The following is a 25,950-nucleotide window of genomic DNA, read 5'->3' as shown; positions in this document are numbered from 1 at the left end:
GGGAGCTCTCACACAAGGAGAGCGGCCGGAGGGCGCCAATTGCGCCTTTTTACTTTTTGGCGGCTATTATCGTCTACACTTGGGGTCACCCACTGATTTAATAAAGTGTAGATGCGCGCAACAATGAGGCAGGGAACCACCGGACAATCCAGCGTCACTTCCACCGACGCTCCGCTGTCCGACTACGAGTTGCTCGGGTCGGCGCTGGCGGCGTCCGATATCGCGGTATGGAGGTTGAATCTACGCAGCCGGCAGTTGAGTCTGTCGGAAGCGCTTTACCAGTGGGCCCCGGAACTGGGCGCGATCAACTGTGAAGAACAGTTGCTCGCCCTTATGCCTCCGGCGGATCAGTACCTGTTTCAGCGAGCCTTCTCGGAAGGCCGTGCTGCCAGTGACCCCGCCTCCTGTGAAGTTTGCCTGGCGGGACTGGCCAGCCAACCGCGTCTGCGTTTTATCGGCCGCCCTCTTCCCGTACAAGAAGCCGAGCCACCGCATTTCGTGGGCGTGGTTATCAGCGCCCAGCATTGGCTCGCCAATCCGGGGCCGGAATACGTTCAGAGCATGCTCTCCCGGCTGTTTGCCGAAAGCCCCATCGCCAGCTTCGTGACGGACCCCGACGGGGTGATGCTGGAGATCAACCACGCCCTGGCGCACTTGTTTCAGCTCACTCCACGTCAAGTGGCCTCAAGTATTGGCTCCTACCGCGTCCTTAGGGATAAAGTCCTAAGTCAAAATCCCGAGCACCTGGAGCGAGTGCGCCGGGTATTCCAGCGCGGTGAGATTCAGTGCTTTGACCTGGATTATCCGCTGGCCAATTTGCACCGCAACCAGCTTTATCTCGACCAACACGTGCCGATCAAGGTGAGCTTTCTGCCCATGCGTGACCGCTTCGGTGACGTCACTCGGGTGCTGATCCAGTGCCAGGACCGCAGTAGCGAAGAGTCCGCGCACTTGGAGCTCAAGCATCGGGACCAGCTGCTGTACAAGCTAATTAACAACTCTCACAATCTTATTTCCATCAAATCCGCTGAAGAAGGCCGCTATCTGTTGGTGAACCAGGGCTTCGCCCAATGGTTTGGCCGGGACGCGGAGGAGCTCTGCGGTCAAACCGACGCGGACTTGTTTCCGGCCCACGTGGCCGAACGATTTCGCGCCCAGGACCTGCGGCTCCAGTCGGGAGAACCGTTGCCCGAAACCGAGGAAGTCATCCCCGGGCCGGACGGTCAGCCCCACACATTTGTCTGCGTTCGTTTTCCCATTGAAGGGCCGAACGGACAGTTGAGTGGCATCGGTCAGAATATGACCGATATTTCCTCCCAGAAATCTATTGAACACCGGCTGCAAAGCCAGCAGCAGGAGCTGAGGCTGCTATTGGACTCGATGCGTTCGGCGGTTTGGTATTTTGATCGCTGGGGATTGATTAAGGACTTTAACGAACTGGCTCGCTCCTGGATTGGCCAGTCTTCCATGAAAGGCAAAAGCTTTCTGGAAATCGCGCCCTATTGGGATAATCCCGCTGAACGTCAGCGTGAAATGATGCAGGTGGTTCGCTCCGGTCAGGCGATGCTCAATTCCATTGAAAGCACCCAAACCGATGGGACGCAGCACTGGTTTTCGGTGGATAAAATTCCCACCAAAAACAGCCAGGGTTACGTAAACGGCGTGTTGTTGGTCATGAACGATATTACCGACAGCGTCATGCGCGAGCGTGCACTGGCCCAGAGCGAGGCTCGCTACCGGGCGTTTATTGCCAACAGTTCCGAAGCCATTTGGCGCTACGACATGGAGCCCCCGGTGCCGGTGGATTTGCCCCGGGAGGAGCAGGAACGGGCGATTGTCACTCAAGCTCGGTTGGGCGAGGGCAATCGGGTGTTGGCGCAAATTTTGGGTGCTTCCTCGGTGGAGGAACTCCTGGGCAGTGGGTTGGTGGAAGCCGGCTCAAAAGATTACCGCTTTGATGTGGCGACCTTCATCGCCCAGAATTATGAGTTGGTTGACCATGAAATCGTCCGCCGCAATCGTCAAGGCCGGGAGATTCATTTTCAGATTTCCTGCGTGGGAGAGGTGGAAGGCGGCGCGCTTCAGCGGGTGTGGGGCACCAGTCGCGATATCACTGCGCGCAAACGCTATGAAGAACGCTTGGAGTACCAGGCCACTCATGATGCTCTGACCCAGTTGCCAAACCGCAGCGGCCTGTACCGCGAAATCACCGATTGGATGGAAGACTCGCAAAACCGACAGTCCGCGCTGCTGTTGATTGACCTGGACCGGTTCAAAGAGATTAACGATACCCTCGGTCACCAAGTGGGGGATCAGTTGCTGACTCAGATCGGCCCGCGCCTGCGCAGTGAGTTGGGTGACCTTCCGGGGCTGATCGCTCGCTTGGGGGGCGATGAGTTTGCCATTTTCCTCCCGAATATTCGCCACCACCGGCAGGCGCTGGTTTTCGGACACTGCGTGCTGGATGCTCTGCGCAATGAGTTTGATCTGGAAGGCTATGCGATCGAGATCAGTGCCAGCATTGGTATAGCGCTCGCACCGAAACAAGCGTCGGATGTCAGCACACTGATGCGTTATGCGGACATCGCCATGTACTGCGCGAAGTCGGAGATGGTAGGGGTCGCCTTGTACGATGCGGAGAAAGACCCGCACTCGTCCAAGCGCCTGTCCCTGATGAATGAGTTGGGGCGGGCGATTCGGGACAATCAACTGTGCCTGCACTTCCAGCCCAAAATCGAGCTGGCGACCCAGCGCTGTTATGGGCTGGAAGCGCTGCTGAGGTGGCAGCACCCGACCCTGGGAATGGTTTCTCCGGGAGAGTTTATTCCAATCGCCGAGGCCACCAATCTCGTGCATCCGATGACGACTTGGGTGTTGGAGCACAGCATTAAGGCCTGCTGCTCCTGGCATGAAGCCGGCGTGCCCTTGAGCGTGGCGGTCAACCTATCGGCGCGCAACCTGATGGATGACACGCTGCCCCGGCAGGTTGAAACGCTGCTGAGCGAGTATCAGCTTCCCCATTGGGCGCTGGAGCTGGAAATCACCGAAAGCTCCATCATGACCGACCCACGCCGGGCCATGACAAACTTGGAGCGATTGCACGAGCTGGGAGTGTCCCTTTCCATTGATGACTTCGGGACCGGCTATTCCTCGCTGTCTTACCTGAAGCGATTGCCGGTACGAACCCTGAAAATCGATTTTTCGTTTGTCCGTCAGATGCTGGACGACGAGCAGGATGAAATTATTGTGAACTCCACCATTCATCTGGCCCACAACCTCGGCCTCAATGTCGTGGCCGAAGGGGTCGAGTCAGAAGCCTTACTGTTGCGGCTGACGGCGCTGGGGTGTGATCTGGCCCAGGGGTTCCATATCAGCCGCCCCATGCCGAGCGATCAACTGGCCGACTGGTTGGCCTCCTCCGCCTGGGTGGAGCGGCCTACCAACGCCCTGCTTGCCATGCCCTGAGGAGGTGGAACAGGGCGGCAAGAGCCTATAAAAAACGGTCAGTGAAGCTGCTTAGGAAAAGAGTCGCGCCGCTGTCCTCTGCATCTCTTCCACTTGCTTGATGCGTTCGCGCAACAGAATCCGGGTATGAGTGCTGCCCTCATCGGCACGCTTTAGAGCGTTTTTAAGCTGGCGCAGTGCCTGGCTGTAGGCGCCTACCTGGACAAAGTATTCCGCTCGGGCTTCATGCACCTGCAAAATGTCTCCCGCCAGACCGCTCACCTCCGCCAGCCAGTACCAAACCTGGGGGTCTTCCGGGCGCTGGCGGGAAAACTTGCGCAGCAGCGCGGTGCTTTTCTCGAACTGGTTGGCCTTCATCAATGCCAGGGCGTAACCCATGTTGACCGCGTAGTGGTCCGGCTCCTGTTGATGCAGGGCGCTCAATTTTTTCAGCGCGGCCTCGTGCTCACCGCGTTCGGTAAGGAGTTCCGCCTCGAGCAACTGGTAGGTCAACCGCTCGGGCTCCTCCGCCAACAGCGGGGCGATCGCCGCTTGGGCGTCTTTGAACTGGCTGGCTTTTAGGTGTGCAAAAGCCAGACCATACCGCTGCGCGGCCACGGGGGAACGTTCTGCTTCCAAGGCATCGTTAAACCGCTGTACGGCGACCTGGGGCGAGGAGGCGTGCTCCACTCGAATGCGTGCGCGCATCAGATGATATTCCAGGTTCTGTTCGTACTCCCGGTCCTCAAGGTTCATGGTGCGGCTACGGGTGTCAGCGATACGGCGCTCGGTCACCGGGTGGGTCAGCAGAAACTCGGGGGGGCGCTCGGAGTAGCGAGTGGCGCGCAGCATGGTCTCGAAAATGTCGCCCGCGGCGCTCGGGTCCATTCCCGCCCGCTTCATGGTCTGCATTCCCAGTCGGTCGGCTTCCTGTTCGAACTGCCGGCTGAAGCGCAGTTGAGCGTCGAGGGCGGCGGCCTGGGTACTCATCATGGCGGCGATTCCCGCATCCGAGCCGGCCGTGGCGGCTAGAATCATGCTGCCAATCAGCGCCGCATAATACGGGGCACTCATTTGCTGACGCTTTTGCTTCTGACGGGCGTAGTGCCGTTGGCTAAGGTGGGCAAGTTCGTGAGCCAGAACCGAGGCCAGCTGATGCTCATTTTCGGCGTAGCTCATCAGGCCGGTATTGACGCCGATGATCCCGCCGGGGGCAGCGAAGGCGTTGATGGTGGGGTTCTCGATCACCACCAACTGCAGAGAAGGGTCTTTGAGATCACTGTGGCTGGCCAGCTCGTTCAACAGGGTCTCCAGGTACTGAATAACCTGGTAGTCTGAGGACGTAGGCATCTGACTGCGATACAATCGCAGAACTTCGCGCCCCAGTCGCTCCTCTTCCAGGGGCGAGCTGACGGCCGAGCTGGTATCCCCAAGCACGGGCAGTTGCAGATCCCGGTTGGCGTTGGCCCCGGGGCTTGTGGCGAGCAACAGACTCAGAACAAGGGTGACAGCATGTTTCACGTCGTTTCAGACTCCGGTGGTCAATCAGTGTCGCACAGTGTAGCCTTCCGCCTGCGGCTAGCGCTAGAGGCGATTTACCGCCCTCCTCAAGGGCGGAGGCTTCGGGGATTCAGACCGCGCAAGCGGCGTCAGGTTCATTATGTGGGGGTACTATGACGCGTCTCGATAACGGGCCGGAAGTGATAACAGAGGTGGATGCGCGCGAGTTACGCTGCCCCTTGCCGCTGCTGCGGGCGAAACAAGCCCTGCGAACCATCGACCCCGGGCAGGCCGTGCGGGTGCTGGCCACCGATGCGGGCTCCGTGCGCGATTTTCGGGCTTTCGCCGACTTGGCGGGCCACGGGTTGGAGCGGGAAGACCGGCCCGACGGCGTCTATGTCTATATTCTGGTAAAATCCTGAAGCGGCTTGGCCGCACTAACCGGGTACTTGGTTGCGCCTAGGCCGGGCCCGCTGGGGCTCCAGGCCGGGGCAATTGGGGTGCCGGATCACTTGGGGCAAAAGGAGCCTTATGCTGAAGATTATTCGCCGCTGGATTGATCGCTACCTGTCCGATGAGGAGGCGGTGCTATTGCTGTTCCTCCTCGCCGGGGGGCTGGTGGTGATTCTAACGCTGGGGGCGGTTCTGGCGCCAATGATCGCGAGCCTGATTATCGCGTTTCTGATGCAGGGCATGGTGGTCCGCCTGAAGGCCTGGAAGCTGCCGCACTGGCTGGCCGTTCTGATTACCTTTCTCGTGCTGGTGGCCACTGGCGCGGCGATTATGTTCGGTTTGGTGCCGGTTATCTGGCAACAGTCCACCCGTTTTTTTGCCGAGCTGCCTCGCATGCTGCGCGAGTGGCAAGAACTGATGCTGTTACTTCCGGAACGCTACCCTAATTTGATTAACGAGGCCCAAGTCGAGCAAATGATGTCCATCACCAGCACCGAGTTGGGTTATGTCGGGCAGTACATTGTCAGTTTTTCGGTATCGAACTTGCCGGTGCTCGCCACGGTGCTGGTGTATTTTGTGCTGGTGCCGATCCTGGTGTTTTTCTTTTTGAAAGACAGCCAGTCCATTATGCGCTGGTTTGCGGGTTTCCTGCCGGAAAAGCGGCCGTTGATGAGTAAAATCTGGCAGGAAATGAACCAACAAATTGCCAACTACGTGCGTGGCAAAGCGATTGAGATTGCGATTGTCGGTACTGTGGCCTACATCGTTTTTGTGCTCTTCGGCCTCAATTACAGTGCCTTGCTTGCCATTGCGGTCGGGCTGTCGGTTTTGGTGCCCTATATCGGCGCCGCTGTTGCCACCATTCCCGTGGCTTTGGTCGGCTTTTTCCAGTGGGGCTGGGGGCCGGAGTTTGTGTACCTGCTTTTTGCGTACGGTGTCTTGCAGGCGCTGGATGGCAACGTATTGGTCCCCCTGCTGTTTTCTGAAGCGGTTAATTTGCACCCGGTGGCCATTATATTGGCTGTATTGGTATTCGGGGGGCTTTGGGGTTTCTGGGGAGTGTTTTTTGCCATACCGCTGGCCACGCTGGTTAAGGCGATTCTTTACGCTTGGCCGATTGGGGTCAAAGAGGCCCACAGCCAAGACCCGCACAGCAGCGAACAAAGTGAAACATGATGCGGCGGACTTGGGCGAAAGTGGTCGGGGGTCTATTGCTCGGCGGTTGGGTGTGGGCTGGTGCGGCGCAGGCATTGGTCCCGGTCAAAGGGGAGGTTGATCACCGGGAGTACCGTCATCTGGCGTTGGAAAACGGTCTTCGCGTTCTGCTTATTTCGGACCCGCAGGCGCAAAAAGCCTCGGCGGCGCTCGCCGTTCACATCGGCCACCACCAGAACCCGCCGAAGCGGCCGGGGCTGGCTCACTTCCTGGAACACATGCTGTTCCTTGGGACCGAGACCTACCCCGAGCCCGGTGCGTATCAGCGCTATATCAATGCCCACGGCGGCAGTCACAACGCTTACACCTCGGCCGAGTACACCAACTACTATTTTGATATTGACCCCGCCTACCTGGAGCCGGCATTAGACCGGTTCGCCCGGTTTTTCACCGAACCGTTGTTTAATGCGGAGTATGTGGAGCGGGAGCGTCACGCGGTGCACGCCGAGTTTAAAGCCAGGCTCAATGACGACGCTCGGCGAATCCAAGAGGTTCATCGCGCACTCATGAATCCGGAACATCCCGCTTCGCGCTTTTCCGTCGGTAACTTGGAAACACTCGCCAACACCGAAGAGCGCCCACTGCGAGAGGATGTGATGGCGTTTTATCAAGGCCATTACTCGGCGGATTTAATGAAACTGGTGGTCTTGGGGCACGCGCCCCTGGATAAGCTGCAGAAACAGGTGACCGAGCGGTTTAAAGCCATTCCCCGTCGGAAGGTCGAGTTGCCGGAGTCCTACCCGCCCTTGTTTGAGAAGGGCCAGCTTCCCCTACGTGTGGAAATTGAGCCGACAAAAGAAATTCGCAAGCTCTCACTCCTATTCCCGGTCCCCGTGAACGATGAGCTATACACGCATAAGCCGCTGCACTACATCAGCCATTTACTCGGTCACGAAGGGGAGGGGAGCCTGCTCTCCTTACTGAAAGACTTGGGCTGGGCGGAAGGGCTGGTTGCCGGCCGCCGCCAGGAGGGGCGCCACTCCGGCCTTTTTCAGGTCTCCGTGGACTTGACGGAGTTGGGGGTGCGTGCGTCGGATCAGATTGTTGCCCTGGTGTTTCATACGATTGAAACGCTAAAGCAAAAAGGGGTGGAGCGCTGGCGCTACGAGGAGCTGCAGCAGATGGCTTCCATCGATTTCCGTTTTCAAGAGCCACGTTCGCCCCTTGCTACCGTCCGGGGGCTGGCCCATAGGATGCACCTTTACCAACCCCGCCATGTATTGAAAGGCGATTACCTGTATGCCGGCTACGACGCCGATATGATCAAGCGTTACCTGGACTATTTGAACAGCGAAAACGTGTTGGTCAGCTTGGTTGCCCCACGGGTGGCTCCACAGGAAAGCGCCGAAGGCTATAAAACCTCCGCCTACTACCAAACCCCTTACCGGGTGATTGAGCAACCCACCGAGCAGCCCGATATCAAGGCGCGGGTGCAAAAACGGCTCTCGCTGCCAAAGCCCAATGACTTTATCCCCACCCGGCTGGCGGTGAAAGAAGCACCGCTGCTTCCCAGCCCCGGTGGGCGCGCCTCCGAAAGGAACGAGTTACCGGTGCTGGCGAGTAATCAGCCCCGTATGAAAGTGTGGTTCCAGTGGGACAGTACCTTTAACGTGCCCAAAACCAGCATGCGCCTGCGTCTCAAGTTACCCGCCGTTGCGGCTGGCGTGCAGGGCGCGGCCCACGCCGAGCTGCTGTCTATGCTGGTGCGTGATCAGTTGAATGAGTTCGCCTACCCCGCTGAGCTGGCCGGCCTTGAGTTCTCCCTCCAGCCCAACACGCGCGGTTTGGACATCGAAATATTCGGTTACAGCGGTCGTCAGAATCTGTTGCTGACAAAAATTGTTCAAGCCTTGCGTCACGGGCGTTTTGAACCCGCCCGGTTCGCCGACCAAAAGAGCAAGCTTCTACGACGCTGGCGCAACGAGGTGCTGGCCGAACCCTACGGCGTTTTGGCCCGGCAAATCCCCCGGCTGCACTTTTCCCCCTACTGGTTGGGAGCGGACAAGCTTGAAGCGTTGGAAGGCACCGACCTTAAAGCCCTTCATGCCTTTTCCGACACGCTTCTCAAGGACGCGGAGCTGGAAGCGTTGCTGTATGGAAACTTGTATCGCCAAGAGGCCGTGCGCTTGGCTGCCTATCTCGAACATCAGCTGCTGGGAGAGCAGACCCGGCGCAAATTGCCGGCGGCGAACGTCTATCGCCTTAAAAGCGAAGGGCCCTGGGCACACTACTACCCCGTGGAGCACGACGATAATGTAACGCTATTATATGTGCAGGGCCTGGAGAGTGATCGGCGGGATGAGGCTCACATGCAACTCCTGCAACGGATTCTGCGGCCGAGCTTTTTCCATCAGCTGCGCACTGAGAAGCAGCTGGGTTACATTGCCACGGTATTCCCTTTGGCACTGAAGGATCTTCCGGGGACGGTGATGGTTGTGCAGTCGCCCTCGGCGGGCAGTGGGCAACTGTGGCGCGAAATCGATGCTTTTCTGGAGGCCGCGGAAGACGATTTGGCGGAGCGGCTGGCCGACCCGAAAGAGGCGTTGGCGCGGGAGTTGCGCGAGCCGGCCAAAACGCTCTATCAGCAGTCTTCGTACTATTGGGAGAGCCTAATCCTGGGGAACAGTGGGTTTGATCGTCGTGCCCAACTGGCCGATCGGGTAGAGGAGGTTACCCCCGATTCTCTGAAGGCCTACTACCAACGTGTTTTCAACGATCCCGAGAGGCGTTTATGGGTGGTGTCGGAGCGCGAGCCGCCGCCGGGGAAAGGGGCCGACCAGGCGCCAGCCTCAGCCTTGGAAGAGGGCTCCGAGGCCGAGCTCGGGGAAGGTGTGGCCGCGCCGGAAGGTGAGCCACCGGCACCGGAACGGGCCGAGGAGCGCGCACGGGAGGCTCCCGAGCCCCACTGGATTGAGGAAATACCGGCCTACCAGAAGGCGCTGGAGACGCTGGTCTACCCGTGATTGCGCCCGTGAATCCCGCGCGGATGGGGCCTCGATATTGCCCCAATGTGAGGCACGACGGGCAGACTGGTAAAAAACGCGTGAATATGTAAGAATTCGCTGATTTTTCGGCTCTACCAAACTGGCTATAACCCTATATAACATCCCACATAAGGGCTCTATAGCGGTGCAGAGACACCTGTTTTTTCAATTCCTAATTGATTGAATGCAACGATTAGATGTGCCAATGCGTGCACGGCTGAGGAGAATTTAATGCAAGAAGATATCGATGCCCTCGAAACCAGAGAATGGCTGGATGCCCTTGAGTCGGTTGTTCGCCACGCAGGCAAAGAGCGGGCCACCTTCCTGCTCAAGCAACTTTCAGAAGACGCGGTCGATCACGGAATTGATCAACCCTCGGCGATTACTACGCCGTACCGCAACACCATTCCGGTGTCGAAAGAAGTGCAGAGCCCAGGCGATGCCTACATTGAGCGCAAAATTCGTTCCATCATCCGTTGGAACGCCATTGCCATGGTGGTGCGTGCGAACAAAAGTGCCGACGAGCTGGGGGGGCATATTGCTTCCTTCTCCTCCGCGGCTACATTATACGAAGTGGGCTTCAACCACTTTTTCAAGGGCAATGACGGCGATAAACCCGGTGACCTGGTCTACTTCCAGGGCCACAGTTCTCCCGGCATGTACGCCCGCTCCTATGTTGAAGGGCGTCTGACCGAAGACCAGTTGGACAACTTCCGCCGCGAAGTGGACGGTAAGGGCCTCTCTTCTTACCCGCACCCCTGGTTGATGCCGGATTACTGGCAGTTCCCCACCGTTTCCATGGGCCTGGGCCCGATCGCCGCGATTTACCAAGCCCATGTAATGCGCTATCTGGATCAGCGCGGTTTGGTTGAACGAGGCGACCGTAAAATCTGGGCCTTCCTCGGTGACGGTGAGTGTGATGAGCCGGAAAGCCTGGGCGCCATCTCCCTGGCCGGCCGGGAAAAACTCGATAATTTGATCTTTGTGATCAACTGCAACCTGCAGCGTCTGGACGGTCCGGTACGCGGTAACGGCAAAGTCGTTCAGGAACTGGAAGGGGTCTTCCGGGGTGCCGGCTGGAATGTGGTCAAGGTACTGTGGGGCGGCCAGTGGGATAAGCTGCTCGAGAAGGACAAGACCGGCCTGCTGCAAAAGCGCATGGACGAAGTCCTTGACGGTGAAATGCAGAACTACAAAGCCAACGGCGGGGCCTATACTCGCGAGAATTTCTTCGGCAAATACCCGGAGCTGCTCGAGTTGGTAAAAGACATGACCGACGATGAGATCCTGCATCTCGCTCGCGGCGGCCATGACTCCCACAAGGTGTACAACGCCTACCACAACGCAGTGAATACCAAAGGTCAGCCCACGGTAATTCTGGCGCAAACCGTAAAAGGTTATGGTATGGGCCCCACCGGTGAAGCGGTGAACAATGCCCACCAGGTGAAGAAGCTCGACCTCGAAGGCCTCCAAACCTTCCGCGACCGCTTCAATATTCCCATTGAAGACAAAGAGCTTGAAAAAATACCCTATTACCGTCCGCCGGAAGACAGTGCCGAAATGCAGTACCTGCACGAGTGCCGGAAAAAGCTGAACGGCTATTTGCCCTCGCGCAAGGCGGATTTCGAAGCGCTGGAAATTCCGCCGCTGGAGGCTTTCTCCAAGCAGATTGAGAGCTCCAACGGCCGGGAAGTGTCCACCACCATGGCTTTTGTCCGGGTGCTCAACACTCTGATTAAGGACAAGAAAGTCGGTGACAAAGTGGTGCCGATCGTGCCCGACGAAGCCCGTACTTTTGGTATGGAAGGCATGTTCCGTCAGGTGGGGATTTACTCGGCCGAAGGCCAGAAGTACACCCCGCAAGATGCTGGCCAGATCATGTACTACAAAGAGGATCAGAAAGGCCAGATCCTTGAGGAAGGCATTAACGAAGCCGGCTCCATGTCTGCATGGATTGCGGCGGCCACCTCCTACAGCAACCACCAGACGCCGCTGTTGCCGTTCTACATTTACTACTCCATGTTTGGCTTCCAGCGCATTGGAGACCTGGCCTGGTTGGCTGGCGATGCTCAGGCGCGTGGCTTCCTGCTCGGCGGCACCGCCGGGCGTACCACGCTTAACGGTGAAGGCTTGCAGCACCAGGATGGCCACAGCCACATTATGGCCAACACCATCCCGAACTGCCGCAGCTATGACCCGACCTTTTCCTACGAAGTGGCGGTCATCGTTCAGGATGGTCTCAAGCGTATGTACCAGGACAAGGAAAACTGCTACTACTACGTGACCTTGATGAACGAGAACTACGAGCACCCGGAAATGCCCAAGGGCGTGGAAGAGGGCATCATCAAGGGGATTTACCAACTCGAAAAAGGCACCAGCAAGAAGAAAAACCGCGTTCAACTGATGGGCTCCGGCACCATTTTGAACGAGGTGCGCGCGGCGGCCGAGATGTTGCGTAAAGACTTCAGCGTGGAAGCGGATGTCTGGAGTGTGACCAGTGTGAACGAGCTGACCCGCGACGGTCAGCGCGCCACTCGCTACAACATGCTGCACCCGGGGGAGACCCCGCGCAAAGCCTACTTGACCGAGCAGCTTGAAGGTCAAGACGGGCCGGTGATCATTGCCACCGATTACATGAAGACCTACTCGGAACAGTTACGCCCCTACGTGCCGGGCGACTTCACCGTGTTGGGCACCGATGGCTTTGGTCGCAGCGACAGCCGTCAAAAACTGCGCCATTTCTTCGAAGTGGACCGTCACTTCGTGGTGATTGCCGCGCTCAAGTCCCTGGCGGATCAGGGCAAGATCAAGCCCGATGTGGTCAGCAAGGCCATCAAACAGTTTGGTATTGATCCGGACAAGGCCGACCCCCTGACCGTGTAAGCACGAGGGTATCCCCCGGGGCGTGCGCCCCGGGGGTGGGTCGAACACCAAGAGTATGAGTGAGGAGTTACTGTGGCCACAGAAACCATCAAAGTCCCCGATATCGGCGGCTCCGAAGATGTTGAAGTGATTGAAATTGGCATCGCGGTGGGGGACACCGTTGAAGCTGAAGATACGCTGGTTACCCTGGAAACCGACAAGGCCTCCATGGACATCCCCTGTCCGAAGGCCGGAAAAATCGCCAAGGTACTGGTGAAGGAGGGAGACAAAGTCTCTGAAGGCTCCCCGCTGGTGGAACTTGAAGGCGAAGGCGCCGGTGACGAGGAGGAAACACAAGCGTCGAAGTCCGAGGGTCAGTCGGAAGAGAAATCGGAAGACAAGCCCGAGTCCAAAGAAGCGGCTCCCAAGAAAGAGGCCAAGCCCTCCTCCGGCGGCAGTGAAGTGGACATTCCCGTGCCCGATATCGGTGGTTCCGAGGGCGTGGAAGTCATCGAAATCTGCGTCAAATCCGGTGATGAAGTCAGTGAAGGCGATTCGCTGATCGTGCTGGAAACCGACAAGGCGTCCATGGAAATTCCCTCCCCGCAGGGCGGCACCATTAGCAGCATTGCCCTGAAAGAGGGTGACAAGGTGTCCCAAGGGGATCTGATCGGCAAGATGAAGTCCGCCGGGGGTGAGGAAGCCGCTCAGGAATCCGAGGGTGAAGCCTCTGAGAAAGAAGAAAAGCCCGCCGCCGCTCAAAGCGGGGGTGAGCAGGACGTGCCCGTTCCGGATATCGGGGGCGCCGAGGGCGTTGAGGTCATCGAGGTGTGCGTTAGCGAAGGCGACGAAGTCTCTGAAGGTGACTCTCTGATCGTTCTGGAAACGGACAAAGCTTCGATGGAAATTCCTTCACCCGCGTCCGGCAAGATCAAGAGCATTGCCCTGAAAGAGGGGGACAAGGTCTCCCAGGGTGACAAGATCGGCGTGATGGAAACCGAAGGCGGTGGCTCGGCGGAAGCGGCCTCCAAAGAGGACGCTGAACCCAAGAAGTCGGAACCGGCTCCGTCAAAATCGGAAGCGGCTCCGAAGCAGCAGTCCGAGTCCGGTTCACCGGCTACGGCAACGGCGGCGAGTGAACAGGCTATCAATAGAAGTGATGTGTACGCCGGCCCGGCGGTTCGCAAATTGGGCCGTCAACTGGGCGTGGACCTGGCGAAGGTGAAGGGCTCCGGTCCGCGCGGGCGTGTCACCAAAGACGATGTGCGCGATTACGTGAAGAATATCGTCACCACCTCCCAGTCCGGCGGTGGCGCCGCGGCCGGTGCTGGTGGCGCCATTCCTCGTGTTCCGCCGGTGGACTTTGCCAAGTTCGGCGAGGTCGATGTGGTGAAGATGAGCAAGATCAAGAAGCTCACCGCCGATAACATGACCCGCAGCTGGTTGAACGTACCGCACGTGACCCAGTGGGACGATGTTGACATCACTGAAATGGAAGACTTCCGTCGGGGGCTTAAGGCCGAAGCGGAGAAGCGTGGCACCAAGCTTACGCCTCTGCCGTTCCTGCTGAAAGCCTGTGCTTCGGCCCTGGCGGCGGAACCCAGCTTCAATGTCTCGCTGCACCACGACGGCGAGCACATGGTGCAGAAGAAGTATATTCATATCGGCATGGCGGTGGATACGCCCAACGGCTTGGTCGTCCCCGTTATTCGCGACGTGGATAAGAAAGGCCTGTGGGAGCTGGCGGAAGAGGCGAGCACCATGGCGAAGAAGGCGCGCGATGGCAAACTGACCGCGGCGGAAATGCAAGGCGGCTGCTTTACCATTTCAAGCCTCGGTGCCATGGGTGGCAGCGGCTTTACGCCGATTGTGAATACACCGGAAGTGGGTATTCTCGGCGTTTCCCGCGCTCAGATGAAACCGGTGTGGAATGGCAGTGAGTTTGTACCGCGCAATATGTTGCCGATCTCGCTGTCTTACGATCACCGTGCCGTCAACGGCGCCGACGCGGGCCGCTTCTTTACCTATCTCTCCGGAGTGCTGGCGGACGTTCGTCGCCTGTTGCTCTGATGGGGTAGCCCTAAGCGGCGCTGTCGCTCATAAAAAAGGCCAGCATTTTGCTGGCCTTTTTTATGTACGGGGGTTTGATTGTGGGCAAGTGCCGCCCGTGGCGAAAACGTTCCGGGTGGCGTGGCGGTCTGGTTACCCGCGAAACAAAAAGTGGCTCCAGCGGGGAAAGGTCTTTCGGAAGGCTTCAATGAGCAGCAGGCCGGAACCGACCCCGAGAGCATTGGCCACCATGTCACCCAGGCTGAGCGTTCGCGGCGGCAAGAAGTGCTGGAGGACTTCGATCAACCCCGAGTAGGCGAGTAGCACCAGGGCCCGCTGCCACCAGGGCCAGCCGGGAAAGGCGCCGGTAATGGATAGCCCCGCCACCAGGTAGCCGAGGTAGTGCATCATTTTATCGTCGTACTGCGGAATATGCGGCCCAGAGGAGGTGGTGAGCCCCATATAGGTATAGACCACTAGCAGTAGGGCAAATTGCCACCGACACAACAGATACCACCATTCGGGGAAGCGAGTCATACCTCTTGCACAGTACCATCAAAAAATTGGGGGCTACAACAAACGTTTCCCATCACTTGCGGGTATCCTCCCCTTTAGGGAGGAAGGCCTCGGCGTTGTGGAGGTCCTGCGGCTGATTAATGTTGAAGAAGGGGTCGTAGTCGTGTTGCTCAAACGGAACCTCCACCCAGCGCTGAGTTTGCACCCAATCTTGCAGCCTGGGCGTCGTGCCCGCTTGTAGCGTTTCCCTTACGGCGGGCAGCAGGCGGCGATGCCAGAGCGCAAAAATGGGGTGGAGCCGCCCATCGGTGCTTGCCACGGCCAAATCCGCCTCGGTATCGAGCGCTTGCTCTAGCAGCGCCTGGACCAAATTGTCGGGGAAGAACGGGGTGTCACTGGCAAAACTGACCAACCATTCGATGTCTGGGCGGTGATGCGTCAGCCATTCCAAGCCGGCGTGCACGCCGGCCAGCGGTCCGGGGAAGTTCGGGAACTCATCTGACAGAACGGTCAGGCCACTGCGAGTGAAACGCAGGTGATTGCCGTTGGCATTGAGGAGTAACTCGTCCACCTGCGGTTTCGCCTTACTGATAGCGCGGTCCAGCAGGGTGCGCCCCCCCAGGGGCAGCAGGCACTTGTCGCCGCCGCCCATTCGGCGGGCCAGGCCCCCGGCGAGGATAATACCGAGGATTGGGTTATCATGTGTCATAGTCTTGCTTAACGGCGTTGGTAATAATCAGTACTATACGCTGGAATCAGTGGAGAGCGCGACTGTTTTCCGCGTCAACCTACCCGGGGAGGCCCCGGTGCCAACCAGTGATACGGAGTGAATAGCATGGGTTTTGATTTGCAGGGGCTGCGGCGCGAGTATCTACGCGGCGGGCTTAACCTTGAAGATTTGAGTGCCGGCCCGATCGAGCAGTTTGAGCGCTGGATGGAGCAGGCGGTGGAGGCGGACATCCCCGACCCTACGGCCATGGTCTTGGCGACCGCCGCTCCAGATGGGCAGCCTTCCCAGCGCATTGTGCTTTTAAAGGACCTGGATGAGCGTGGCTTTGTGTTCTACACCAACTACAGCAGCCGCAAGGCCCATGAACTCGATGCCAACCCCAAAGTCAGCCTGCACTTTCCCTGGCACATCCTCGAACGGCAGGTGGATGTCTGCGGCAGGGTAGAGCGCTTGTCGCGGGAGGAGGCGGAGCATTACTTCAACCGCCGGCCCCGTGAAAGCCAGCTATCGGCCTGGGCGTCGCACCAGAGCCGCGCCATCGAATCCCGGGATGCGCTGATGGCTCACTACAAGAACGTTGAGCAGCGTTTTGAGGGCGGAGAAGTGCCGCTGCCGGAGTTCTGGGGCGGGTACCGGGTTTGCCCCCACCAGGTGGAGTTCTGGCAGGGCGGTGCTTACCGTCTTCACGATCGCTTCGAGTACAACCTGCAGCCCGACGGAAACTGGGCAATCGACCGCCTGGAGCCTTAATGAGTGAAAGCGATACCCTCGTTCGTTATATAGACCTTCCCGAGCCGGGGGAGGCGAGCCGAATGGAGCTTGCCCAGGGCCCCCGGCCGCAACCGGGCGCCGATGAAGTACTTATTGAAGTGGCCGCCGCCGGCGTCAATCGCCCGGACGTGCTTCAGCGCAAGGGGGTCTACCCGCCACCGGACGATGCTTCCCCGGTGCTGGGGCTGGAAGTCTCCGGGCGTGTGGTTGCTTGTGGTGAGTCGGTCACCCGCTGGCGCCCGGGGGATGAGGTCTGCGCCCTGGTCAACGGCGGCGGCTACGCCGACTATGCCCTCGCGCCCGCCGCGCAGTGTCTGCCGGTGCCGGAGGGGGTTTCCCTGGAGGAGGCCGCCTCCCTGCCAGAGACGCTGTTTACCGTCTGGCACAACCTCTGGCAGCGGGCGCAATTACAGCCCGGGGAGACTCTGCTGATTCACGGCGGCGCGAGCGGCATCGGAACCGCGGCCATTCAACTGGGGAAAGCGCTGGATCATACCGTTATCGTTACCGCCGGTAGCCGGGAGAAGTGCGACGCCTGCCGTGCCTTGGGCGCCGACCGGGCCATCTGCTACCGGGATGAGGACTTCGCCACGGAAGTGAAAGCCTTTACCGAAGGGCGGGGAGCCGATGTGATTCTGGACATGGTCGGAGGCGACTATATTCAGCGTAACTTCAAAGCCGCCGCCCCGGAGGGGCGCATTGTCAATATCGCCTACCTCAAGGGCAGCAAGGCAGAGGTGGACTTTATGCCCCTGATGCTCAAACGGCTGACCCTCACCGGTTCGACCTTGCGGGCGCAAGGCGCCGCCGTTAAAGCCGCCATTGCCAAGGAACTGGAGCAGCGGGTTTGGCCCCTCATTGCCCTGGGAAGAATCAAACCCCAGGTTAACCACCGCTTCGCCCTGGCAGAGGCGGCCCAAGCCCATGAACTGATGGAGTCCAACCAGCTCATCGGCAAAATTATTCTGGTGCCTTAAGCGTTCAAAGTGAGATACCCCATGAAGCAACCAGACGACACATCGACGCAGGCCCTAACGCCGGGCCGGTACCGTCACTACAAAGGCAAAGATTACCAGGTGCTGGATGTGGCGACCCACAGCGAAACCGGCGAGACGGTGGTGGTCTACCGCTGCCTCTACGGTGATTACAGCTTATGGGTACGGCCGCTGTCGATGTTTACCGAATCCGTGGAGGTGGCCGGAGAGACTGTTCCGCGCTTTGCCTTTGTAGCGCCCATGGAAAAAGAAGACCTATGGGCGGGCCAGTAGTGAGCGACCTGGCCACCTCCGATGAACACTGGATGCGACGAGCCCTGGCCCTGGCCGAGCAGGGCGCCGCGCTGGGAGAAGTACCGGTGGGCGCCGTGATTGTGCGCCACGGCGAGGTGATCGGCGAGGGTTTTAATCAACCTATCAGTGCCCATGACCCCACCGCCCACGCGGAGGTGGTCGCTCTTCGGAAGGCCGCCCGGCGAGCGCAGAACTACCGACTGCCGGAAACCACCCTGTACGTTACGCTTGAGCCCTGCACCATGTGCATCGGCGCTTTGATTCATGCCCGCGTCGGCCGACTGGTCTACGGCACCACAGAGCCCAAGGCCGGCGTGGTGGAAAGCCGCAACCAGCTGGCCCACACCCCCTACTACAACCACCTGATGGAAGTGGAAGGCGGCGTTTTGATGGAAGTCTGCCAGCAACAGCTCACCGACTTCTTTCGCCAACGCCGTGCCGAGGCAAAAGCCCGCAAGCGAGCCGACCCCGCCCTATGACTGAATACGACGTAGTGATTATCGGAGGCGGCGCGGCCGGCCTCATGTGCGCGGCCACCGCCGGCCAGCGCGGGCGCCGTGTGGCGGTGTTGGATCACGCCAACAAAGTGGGCAAAAAAATCCTGATGTCCGGCGGCGGTCGTTGTAACTTCACCAACTACGATGTCTCCCCGGACAACTTCATTTCCCGCAATCCGCATTTCTGCATCTCGGCGCTGCGCCGCTACACGCCCTACGACTTTCTGGAGCTGGTGCATCAATACGACCTGCAGTACCACGAGAAAACCCTGGGCCAGCTGTTTTGCGACCATAAATCCAAAGACATCCTGAATATCCTCCTGGCCGAATGCGACAAGGCCGGAGCACAGATCCGCACCGGCTGCTCCGTGGAGGCCATTGAACCCCTGGAGCCGACACCCGGATTCAAACTCACCACCCGCGAGGGGCTGATACAGTGCCAGTCCCTGGTAATCGCCACCGGCGGCCTCTCCATCCCGACCATGGGCGCCACCGGCTTCGGCTACGAAGTGGCAAAGCAGTTCGGCCTGCCGGTCACAAGAACCGACGCCGCCCTGGTGCCCTTCACTCTGGGCAGCCGATGGCTCGAGATCGCCCAGTCCCTCTCGGGGCTATCGCTGCGGGTCACCGCCGAATGCGGAGGGCAGCGGTTTGCCGAAGCCCTGCTGTTTACCCACCGGGGCCTGAGCGGGCCCGCCATCCTGCAGATCTCCAATTACTGGAAACCGGGCGATACCGTCACCATCGATTTATTGCCCGGCGAATCCCTGGAGCAACGGATCGAGCAATGGCGCCGCGACGGCCAGAAAACCAGCCTGAAAAATCGGCTGGCCCGGCTGCTGCCCAAGCGCTTTGTGGAAACCTGGCTCAGCCTGCCGATGTTCCCAGCGTCCATCCACCACAAGCCCCTGGCGGAGCTCAGCCGCAAGGAGATCAACGCCCTCTGCGAGGGTTTCCATCAATGGCAACTGATCCCGCCCGGCACCGAGGGCTACCGCACCGCCGAAGTCACCCGGGGCGGCATCGACACCGATGCCGTCTCCTCAAAAACGTTTGAAGCGAAAACGGTGCCCGGCCTGTACTTCATCGGCGAGGTGCTGGACGTGACCGGCTGGCTGGGGGGCTACAACTTTCAATGGGCCTGGGCCAGTGGGTACTGCGCGGGGCAGTATGTTTAGGTGAACTGAAGGAATTAAAACGAAGACAGTTTGAACAAAACGAAGACAATCTAAACCCTTGATCGCTCTATCTCTTTGTATTTAAAGGAGTTTAGTTTGTCTTCGTTTCTCAGAAGTGCCATGGGAATGACTCTCGATATATACCAGGTCGAACATCTCGACTGTATTGACCGCCCGTTTCCCGCCCTGTGTATAGCTGCGCCGACTGGTCGACCTTAGAGAGCGTCCAGCACCGTCAATTAACCAAGGAATTTAGCGGCTCGCTCAGCCTTCATTCATAATACGCTTCAGTTGTTTTGGTCAAAAAGTAGCCAACTTGTGCTATATATTTAAATCCCCGAAAAAATAGTGCACACTTTACCTAAAGGTGGCGCTCGCTTTTGCTCCTACGAAAACCATAAAACCAGTTAAATCAAAAACTTACGGGTGCCAGGGGAATAATAAGCGTGCCGAGAATCAAGATAAATCGCGCCAGCACACTTTTACCCCCAAGGTGAAATGGATAGTTGTCGAAAAATGCTTGAATTTCATTATCTTAACGTCGTTATCCCGCCTCTTCCTTCGGCGCAAAAGCGTGCTGGCTGGATATATAGCTGTTAGATTCAACGGAGAACTATGCCAGTGAGGCGTGTTAGATATAAACCAGCATTAAATTCTCAATGTTTGTGTGGATCAGGATTGAAATTCAAACGTTGTTGTTTCGGCGACAACGATGTTGCTTGTGGAAAAATGACCGACTTCGCTAGAGATTTGATGATTAGGAAAGATTATCGAACGGCGCTCAAATACGTTAGGCACGGAATTACCAATTACACAATTCTACATAAGACAAATACTGCTCCTTATATTACCAGCAATAATGAAGGTGTAATGTGGCTATTAGATATTGATATTAAAGCTCTCACTGAATTGACTGAATCCTTACTCGATTGTTATCGAGGCTTAAATGACTATCAATCATTTGAATATGACTTAGAAAGATTAAGGAGTAATATTTCTGATGTGCGCTGGCAAAGAAAGATTACGTACTTTCAGGTCATAGCTTCGCTAGGTGATCATTGGTCTGAAAAAGTAGGGAGAAGGGAGGTAAAAAAGTTAATGCCTCTAGATGAAGAGAGTGATGCTGACATTATCCAGCTATATCTTCATTTTTGCTCTGACGACCTTCCGTTTAAAAGAAATATAGATATCTTAGAAAGGCTTATTTCTCTAATCGAAAAGCCTTCGGAAAAACTTCAATATACTGTAGTCAAGGCTATAAAATATCTTTGTATAGGCGATGAGTCAGAATCTGAGAAGTTAATTGAACAAGCTATAAAAAATTATGAATTGACAGATTGGAGTAGTGATAATTCATATGGACACATGCAGCATGCGCTGGCAATAAGTTTATTGGCCGATCTAAAGCATTCTGCCAAGTTAAAGGTGCAGTCAATTCAAGAGTTTGAAGCTCTTTTAGAAAATCATTCGTGGACAGATTCAGGCATAGCCGATATACATTTTGAAATTGGGAAGTCTCTATTTCACATTAAGAAGTTTGAAGAGGCTATCGAGCAATACAGAAAGTCGTTAGAAATTGAGAACTCAGAAATAGTAAAGGTCTTCCTGTCTCAAGCGCAGATTGAGTTAAATGATGAGGGTGCAATCTGCACAATCAGGGAAGTAGAAAAGAACCTTTCTGAATTATCTGAATCAGAGCTATTGGATTATATATTTACCTATGCTGCTATTGGTATAGCGTTTAAACAGAAAGACATGATCGAGAAGTCTTTGGGTTATTTGAGTGAGGCCTCTCTGTTAGCTCCAGTTTTCGAAAAACAAAAATCAAAGCTGGTTTCAGAAATATCATTACTATATAAAACTGGTGAGCTAGAAGGAAAAAGCAATTTATTAAGTACGTTAAAGAGATTGTTCGGACTAACAACTAGGTACTTAATTTTACAGCCAAATATTGCTGGGCTGGGTGTAAATATTAACAAGATAGCAGACGATTTAGCGTCAGAATCTAACAAGAAAAAGCAGTCGGACGAGTAAACGCGCCGCTGTTTTTAACGTTATCTGCCAAGGGAAGTTCGTTGATGACTGATGATTTTGAGAGGAGGCTCTGGCTCTCCACAGTTCCGCTTGTGTCTACTAATGCTGGTGGGACGCCAACCGGAATCGCGTCAGGGTGTTTTGTAAGATATGGCGGTAAGAAGTTACTGCTGTCCGTCCAGCACGCTACTGGTAATGGCGCCGTATGGGCTATTCAGCAGCAGTATGTTCCGAACAAAGGCGCAGAATTGTACAGGTTAGGTGGCATCAACTTCTTGATGAAGGCGAATATACACACAGCGGAGGTGATGGATGTCGATTTCTCGTACATTGAGGTACCGGAAACAACATTCGCTAAGCGCCAAGAGATTGATCCGCATACCTTCAGGATAATTTCAGAAGAGCTCATCTCGGAGCTTTCTCCTTCTTTAGAAATCTTGCCTTATAGTCACACAACGTATGGCTTTAGTGGACTGGTTCAGGCCTCACTGGAGCAATACGGCGGGAAAAATTGCTTGGTCACCGAGGTGCGCGTTTACACAGGACTGGAATATTTGCGAACTGACGGCGACTACCATTACTTCAAGTTGCCTTTCGCGCATCCTGGGCATGAGCAGTTCAAAGGTTGTAGTGGTGCACCAATTATCAGTGAAGATGGAGAGCTAGTCGCTCTGGTTTGTGGTGGAAGCACTCAAAGCAACGAATTATGGGGGATCTCATTGAAAGCCTATAAGCTTCCTGTGGATATCCTTGTTCAAGGTATTTAGCAGTTGGTACATAACCAAGCAATTAAATGGCTCCCTTTGGTCGCCGGACGCTCGTTCCTCGCGCCGTTTATTGCGGGCGCTGGCCCTATTAACTAGGAATCTCGTCATGGATAGTCCCAAGCCATTTCTTACAGAGATCTTTCACCAAGTCGTAGATCTAGGTGATGACAGAGCTCTTTGTGCCGGTTTTGAACGGCAACAATGGCGCTCCGACCAATTAGCTGATCACGTTCTTGAATGGCTTCCTGAATTTGCACTTAAACATTCCGAATTGGAAGACCTGAGCCACTCCAATGCAATGAAGTTAATCCGTCGCGCGGCCAAGACGGTGTATCAATCTGAAAAATATGAGAAGCGCGGGGAGTTTGGTGAAATTATGCTGCATATCGCAATGCGCCAGTTATACGACACCCTGCCTGCAATTAGCAAGATATTTTACAAAACATCTGCTAACGAGACCGTCAAAGGGTTTGATGCTGTCCATGTGGTTAGAGGTGAATCGGGACTAGAGCTATGGGTAGGCGAAACTAAATTCTATCGTTGCTTAAAAAGTGCCATCAGAGACGTCGTCTCTGAAATCGTAGACCACCTGGAAACCGACTATTTGCGATCTGAGTTCATCTTCATTGCCAACAAAGTTGACCCGAGTTGGCCCGAAGCAGAGGCTCTAAATGCATTGATTGATCAATCATCGTCAATCGACGAAGTATTTTCCTCTATGTGCATCCCAGTCCTCTTGACGTATGAAAGCCCTGCGACTTCCGGAAGCACGAAAATAGATCAGAAGTATCTAGAAGAAATCGAAAATGAACTGACTTCAGAGTTCGCCCGGCTGCGAACATCTCTCTGTGAGAAATACAAAGGTAAGTACCAAGAAGATTTTGGTATAACGCTCCATGTGCTCGTTATACCTCTCGCGGACAAAGACTCATTTATACAGAGCTTGGATAAAAAGCTCAAGGGGCTCCAAGCATGATTTCAGCAGGTGCGCTTCGCGATAAACTTAGCACGGCTGGCTGGGCAGACTCTCCTTTTGAGTTACTTGCGCAGCTCTCCAGTTTCGTCTCACGCGATCCAGATGTTGGGCGAGAGCTAACGATTCGAGCATTGAATAATCGTGAATTCCTTTCAGAACAGTACCGACCGATTTTGGATGAAATTACCGCCAATACGGGCCTTCATCCATATATTGTCAATAATCTCAAAGAGTTGTCGGCGCGCACAGCTCTGCTTCGTGCAGCACACGAAGCAACTGGAGAGATGGAGGGATACGTCATTCATTCCGCGCAGGCAAAGATCCTGTCGTATCTGGTCGCCGGCGAATCAGTCGTGCTCAGCGCGCCCACTTCTTTTGGCAAAAGCTTATTAATAGATTTAACAATTGCCTCCCGGGAATTTGAAAACGTGGTTCTACTGGTTCCTACGTTAGCCCTTGTGGAGGAAACCCGCCGTAGGATGGCTCGATTTTCACATCGATATTCCATTATCACGGCAACTAATCAGGAACTGTCTGACAAAAATATCTTTGTGCTCACGCAAGAAAGATATTTGGCAATGAGAAATGAAATTACCACCGTCGATTTCTTCGCAATTGATGAATTTTACAAGTTATCGATCTCGGATGACGGAGCACGCTCGACCCAACTAAACGAAGCTTTGTTGCATCTGATGCGGCTTTCTCCTCAGTTCTTCATGCTTGGTCCTTCAATTCACGCGATACCAGATGTCGCTAGCGAAAGACTAAACTGTCGTTTCATTGCTGAACGTTTCCAGACCGTCGTAACAGAACTGGTTGCGCTTTCAAAAAAGCCAAACAAGGATGAAGCATTAGCACGTCTGCTTGATAATATTGAGGGTCAAACGCTGGTGTATTGCCAATCGCCGTCGAGTACACGAAAAGTCCTGGCGAAGTACTTGGAGCTACGTGAAGTTCCCGTAACCACTAACACCGAACTTTTGGAAGCCGCTGATTGGACTAGCAAGAACTTTCATGAGGAGTGGCTTGTTTCGGTTGCTCTTAAACACGGTATTGGCATTCATCATGGCCGCCTTCCTCGATCGTTGGCTCGTTTTATGGTTCGAGCCTTTGAACGCGGGCTTATTAATATCCTCCTGTGTACTTCGACTTTGATAGAGGGGGTAAATACTTCAGCAAAGAATGTAGTCGTATTCGACAATAAACTCGGAGGAAACACGAAAAAACACCTCTTGGATTTTTTTACTTTCAATAATATTAGAGGACGCTCTGGGCGTATGTTTGAGCATTTTATTGGAAACGTCTACTACTTCGAGACACCTCCGCAGGAGGAGTTGCCCTTTGTCGATATTCCCGCAATAAACCCTACGGAATCGACGCCAAGTAGTTTGCTTATTCAAATGAACGAATCTGATATCCCAGAAAGCTTAATGCCTAAGTACCAAGATTTCAGAAGCAATAGCTTTATAGAGTTTGACCAACTTAGGGCAATGTCGGGGATTGAGCCCGAAATGGTTATTGATACAGCTCGTTACCTGTACGAACTTCCTATCCAGAAGCTTATTGCGTTTTCATGGTCAAACAAACCTCAGTATGACGATCTAAAGGTAACTTCAGAGATCATCTGGGAGTACTTGGGGGGGAGCGTGTCGGCAAAAAGATCAGCAATTTATTCCCATAAGATGATGACTTTTTGGCTTTGGGAGCTTTACAGATCCAGGAGTGTCAGCAAGTTCCGACGTCAGATGATCGTAAGTCAAATACAGAATGGTAAAAAGCCTGATGACGCCGTAGAGAATGTTCTCGCTTTCCTAAGAAACTGGGCATCTTTCAATTACCCGAAGTACTTATCGTCACTGAATGAAATTGCGAATGTTATTTTGCTAAAAAGAGGGGTTTCTGCGGCAAACTACATTCCTTTCGCGGCGCAGATTGAGCATTTATTCCAGCCGACAGCATTCTCAACGCTAGAAGAATATGGCTTACCTTCCGAGATTGCCCAATCATTGGCCGACAGAAAGGTTTTTTCAGGTCAAGATGGGTTGGATGTAATTGTGAACTCCCTAAGACGCCCTGACTTGATGAGGTTTGGAGCGACGCAATTCGAGAGAGGAATGATCGATGACTTCCAGATTGGCATTATGGGTCGACCCTCAAAGGACTAACACGCCAGGCACGGCGACGGATTTTACATTCCGGCTTCGCATTCACTACAAAGCCGCGTGCTGGCGGCGTTAGACGGACGGGAGAAACTGCTTTGTTCTGTTTAGATAGAGATATTTACTTCCGATGCGGCCACTGCTCGGAAGAGTACGTAGTGCCGTCCGAATCGATAAATATATTTGAAACAGGTGACTTTGGCAATGTTCAAACGACGGGATTCCCATGTCCGTCATGTGGTAGACCTGTTGCTTTTGGATGGTCTCTCTGGGCCGATGAATCTCAGTCTTCGGGCGCTTTAAGTTTTGTATGGCGAGTAGTTTCTAATTTTATGGAGATACTGGATAATGTCCAGATTATTTTTGATCCGGTTTTCATTTCTAAAGTAGGCGGGCTATCAGCTTTGGAGTACGGCAGGGCCTTGGAATGTATATCTAGGCTAAAGCGGGATCTGAATCTAATTAGTGCCCGTCCATAAACGAGTAAGCCACTGAAAATACAGGGAAAATATCGATTGGAGGGTTA

The 25,950-nt window shown here is 55.3% G+C and carries 18 protein-coding genes; 15 read left to right on the top strand and 3 right to left on the bottom strand.

Annotated elements, in window-relative coordinates:
• The first annotated feature begins 123 nt into the window (after positions 1-123).
• Positions 124-3,465, top strand: a complete 3,342-nt coding sequence (locus AAE514_RS12760) for a bifunctional diguanylate cyclase/phosphodiesterase (RefSeq protein WP_347331934.1) — start codon at positions 124-126, stop codon at positions 3,463-3,465.
• A 51-nt stretch (positions 3,466-3,516) separates the two neighbouring features.
• On the opposite strand, the gene AAE514_RS12755 is transcribed toward AAE514_RS12760, so the two are convergent.
• Positions 3,517-4,965, bottom strand: a complete 1,449-nt coding sequence (locus tag AAE514_RS12755; protein ID WP_347331933.1) for a M48 family metalloprotease — start codon at positions 4,963-4,965, stop codon at positions 3,517-3,519.
• A 152-nt stretch (positions 4,966-5,117) separates the two neighbouring features.
• Here AAE514_RS12755 and AAE514_RS12750 point away from each other — a divergent pair, with 152 nt between their 5' ends.
• From AAE514_RS12750 to aceF, 5 genes are all read left to right on the top strand, one after another.
• A complete protein-coding gene (locus AAE514_RS12750) occupies positions 5,118-5,366 on the top strand; it encodes a sulfurtransferase TusA family protein (RefSeq protein ID WP_347331932.1) in 249 nt (82 codons plus the stop codon).
• Between the two features lie 109 nt (positions 5,367-5,475).
• Positions 5,476-6,573, top strand: a complete 1,098-nt coding sequence (locus tag AAE514_RS12745; RefSeq protein WP_347331931.1) for an AI-2E family transporter — start codon at positions 5,476-5,478, stop codon at positions 6,571-6,573.
• A complete protein-coding gene (locus tag AAE514_RS12740) occupies positions 6,570-9,575 on the top strand; it encodes an insulinase family protein (protein ID WP_347331930.1) in 3,006 nt (1,001 codons plus the stop codon). Before AAE514_RS12745 ends, AAE514_RS12740 begins: the two co-directional genes overlap by 4 nt.
• Positions 9,576-9,827: 252 nt before the next feature.
• The gene (gene aceE, locus AAE514_RS12735) at positions 9,828-12,479 is read left to right on the top strand and encodes a pyruvate dehydrogenase (acetyl-transferring), homodimeric type (protein WP_347331929.1); all 2,652 of its coding nucleotides are present in this window, start codon (positions 9,828-9,830) and stop codon (positions 12,477-12,479) included.
• Positions 12,480-12,551: 72 nt separating this feature from the next.
• On the top strand, positions 12,552-14,528 hold the full coding sequence (gene aceF / locus AAE514_RS12730) for a pyruvate dehydrogenase complex dihydrolipoyllysine-residue acetyltransferase (RefSeq protein WP_347331928.1): 1,977 nt from the start codon (positions 12,552-12,554) through the stop codon (positions 14,526-14,528).
• A gap of 132 nt (positions 14,529-14,660) precedes the next feature.
• On the opposite strand, the gene AAE514_RS12725 is transcribed toward aceF, so the two are convergent.
• Together AAE514_RS12725 and mobA are read right to left on the bottom strand one after the other, a co-directional pair.
• On the bottom strand, positions 14,661-15,044 hold the full coding sequence (locus AAE514_RS12725; RefSeq protein ID WP_347331927.1) for a VanZ family protein: 384 nt from the start codon (positions 15,042-15,044) through the stop codon (positions 14,661-14,663).
• A gap of 52 nt (positions 15,045-15,096) precedes the next feature.
• A complete protein-coding gene (mobA, locus tag AAE514_RS12720; protein WP_347331926.1) occupies positions 15,097-15,732 on the bottom strand; it encodes a molybdenum cofactor guanylyltransferase MobA in 636 nt (211 codons plus the stop codon).
• 126 nt (positions 15,733-15,858) lie between these two features.
• Here mobA and pdxH point away from each other — a divergent pair, with 126 nt between their 5' ends.
• The 9 genes from pdxH (at position 15,859) to AAE514_RS12675 (ending at position 25,430) form a co-directional block, all read left to right on the top strand.
• Entirely contained in the window at positions 15,859-16,503 is a 645-nt protein-coding gene (gene pdxH, locus AAE514_RS12715) for a pyridoxamine 5'-phosphate oxidase (RefSeq protein WP_347331925.1), read from the top strand.
• The gene (locus AAE514_RS12710) at positions 16,503-17,501 is read left to right on the top strand and encodes an NAD(P)H-quinone oxidoreductase (RefSeq protein ID WP_347331924.1); all 999 of its coding nucleotides are present in this window, start codon (positions 16,503-16,505) and stop codon (positions 17,499-17,501) included. Before pdxH ends, AAE514_RS12710 begins: the two co-directional genes overlap by 1 nt.
• Before the next feature lie 21 nt (positions 17,502-17,522).
• The gene (locus AAE514_RS12705) at positions 17,523-17,792 is read left to right on the top strand and encodes a DUF1653 domain-containing protein (RefSeq protein ID WP_347331923.1); all 270 of its coding nucleotides are present in this window, start codon (positions 17,523-17,525) and stop codon (positions 17,790-17,792) included.
• Positions 17,777-18,292, top strand: coding sequence for a tRNA adenosine(34) deaminase TadA (tadA, locus tag AAE514_RS12700; protein ID WP_347331922.1), 516 nt, complete (start codon positions 17,777-17,779; stop codon positions 18,290-18,292). Before AAE514_RS12705 ends, tadA begins: the two co-directional genes overlap by 16 nt.
• Positions 18,289-19,488: a BaiN/RdsA family NAD(P)/FAD-dependent oxidoreductase gene (locus AAE514_RS12695; RefSeq protein WP_347331921.1), complete on the top strand. Its 1,200-nt coding sequence runs from the start codon at positions 18,289-18,291 to the stop codon at positions 19,486-19,488. Before tadA ends, AAE514_RS12695 begins: the two co-directional genes overlap by 4 nt.
• Positions 19,489-20,103: 615 nt before the next feature.
• Positions 20,104-21,522: an SEC-C metal-binding domain-containing protein gene (locus AAE514_RS12690; RefSeq protein ID WP_347331920.1), complete on the top strand. Its 1,419-nt coding sequence runs from the start codon at positions 20,104-20,106 to the stop codon at positions 21,520-21,522.
• Between the two features lie 44 nt (positions 21,523-21,566).
• Positions 21,567-22,289 carry a hypothetical protein gene (locus tag AAE514_RS12685; RefSeq protein ID WP_347331919.1) on the top strand — a complete coding sequence of 241 codons (723 nt, stop codon included), beginning with the start codon at positions 21,567-21,569 and terminating at the stop codon, positions 22,287-22,289.
• Between the two features lie 106 nt (positions 22,290-22,395).
• Positions 22,396-23,265, top strand: coding sequence for a HamA C-terminal domain-containing protein (locus tag AAE514_RS12680; RefSeq protein ID WP_347331918.1), 870 nt, complete (start codon positions 22,396-22,398; stop codon positions 23,263-23,265).
• The gene (locus tag AAE514_RS12675) at positions 23,262-25,430 is read left to right on the top strand and encodes a DEAD/DEAH box helicase (protein WP_347331917.1); all 2,169 of its coding nucleotides are present in this window, start codon (positions 23,262-23,264) and stop codon (positions 25,428-25,430) included. Before AAE514_RS12680 ends, AAE514_RS12675 begins: the two co-directional genes overlap by 4 nt.
• The last annotated feature ends 520 nt before the right edge of the window (positions 25,431-25,950 follow it).

The organism is Marinimicrobium locisalis, assembly GCF_039822625.1.
GTDB lineage: Bacteria > Pseudomonadota > Gammaproteobacteria > Pseudomonadales > Cellvibrionaceae > Marinimicrobium > Marinimicrobium locisalis.
The sequence above is the reverse complement of the archived record's forward strand: the minus strand, read 5'-3'. Positions and strand labels throughout refer to the sequence as shown.

Bases quoted from the DNA above. Each gene is read 5' to 3' on its own strand.
- AAE514_RS12760 (WP_347331934.1), top strand. From the start codon at position 124: ATGAGGCAGGGAACCACCGGACAATCCAGCGTCACTTCCACCGACGCT.
- AAE514_RS12750 (WP_347331932.1), top strand. From the start codon at position 5,118: ATGACGCGTCTCGATAACGGGCCGGAAGTGATAACAGAGGTGGATGCG.
- AAE514_RS12745 (WP_347331931.1), top strand. From the start codon at position 5,476: ATGCTGAAGATTATTCGCCGCTGGATTGATCGCTACCTGTCCGATGAG.
- AAE514_RS12740 (WP_347331930.1), top strand. From the start codon at position 6,570: ATGATGCGGCGGACTTGGGCGAAAGTGGTCGGGGGTCTATTGCTCGGC.
- aceE (WP_347331929.1), top strand. From the start codon at position 9,828: ATGCAAGAAGATATCGATGCCCTCGAAACCAGAGAATGGCTGGATGCC.
- AAE514_RS12725 (WP_347331927.1), bottom strand. From the start codon at position 15,044: ATGACTCGCTTCCCCGAATGGTGGTATCTGTTGTGTCGGTGGCAATTT.
- mobA (WP_347331926.1), bottom strand. From the start codon at position 15,732: ATGACACATGATAACCCAATCCTCGGTATTATCCTCGCCGGGGGCCTG.
- pdxH (WP_347331925.1), top strand. From the start codon at position 15,859: ATGGGTTTTGATTTGCAGGGGCTGCGGCGCGAGTATCTACGCGGCGGG.
- AAE514_RS12710 (WP_347331924.1), top strand. From the start codon at position 16,503: ATGAGTGAAAGCGATACCCTCGTTCGTTATATAGACCTTCCCGAGCCG.
- AAE514_RS12705 (WP_347331923.1), top strand. From the start codon at position 17,523: ATGAAGCAACCAGACGACACATCGACGCAGGCCCTAACGCCGGGCCGG.
- tadA (WP_347331922.1), top strand. From the start codon at position 17,777: ATGGGCGGGCCAGTAGTGAGCGACCTGGCCACCTCCGATGAACACTGG.
- AAE514_RS12695 (WP_347331921.1), top strand. From the start codon at position 18,289: ATGACTGAATACGACGTAGTGATTATCGGAGGCGGCGCGGCCGGCCTC.
- AAE514_RS12690 (WP_347331920.1), top strand. From the start codon at position 20,104: ATGCCAGTGAGGCGTGTTAGATATAAACCAGCATTAAATTCTCAATGT.
- AAE514_RS12685 (WP_347331919.1), top strand. From the start codon at position 21,567: ATGACTGATGATTTTGAGAGGAGGCTCTGGCTCTCCACAGTTCCGCTT.
- AAE514_RS12680 (WP_347331918.1), top strand. From the start codon at position 22,396: ATGGATAGTCCCAAGCCATTTCTTACAGAGATCTTTCACCAAGTCGTA.
- AAE514_RS12675 (WP_347331917.1), top strand. From the start codon at position 23,262: ATGATTTCAGCAGGTGCGCTTCGCGATAAACTTAGCACGGCTGGCTGG.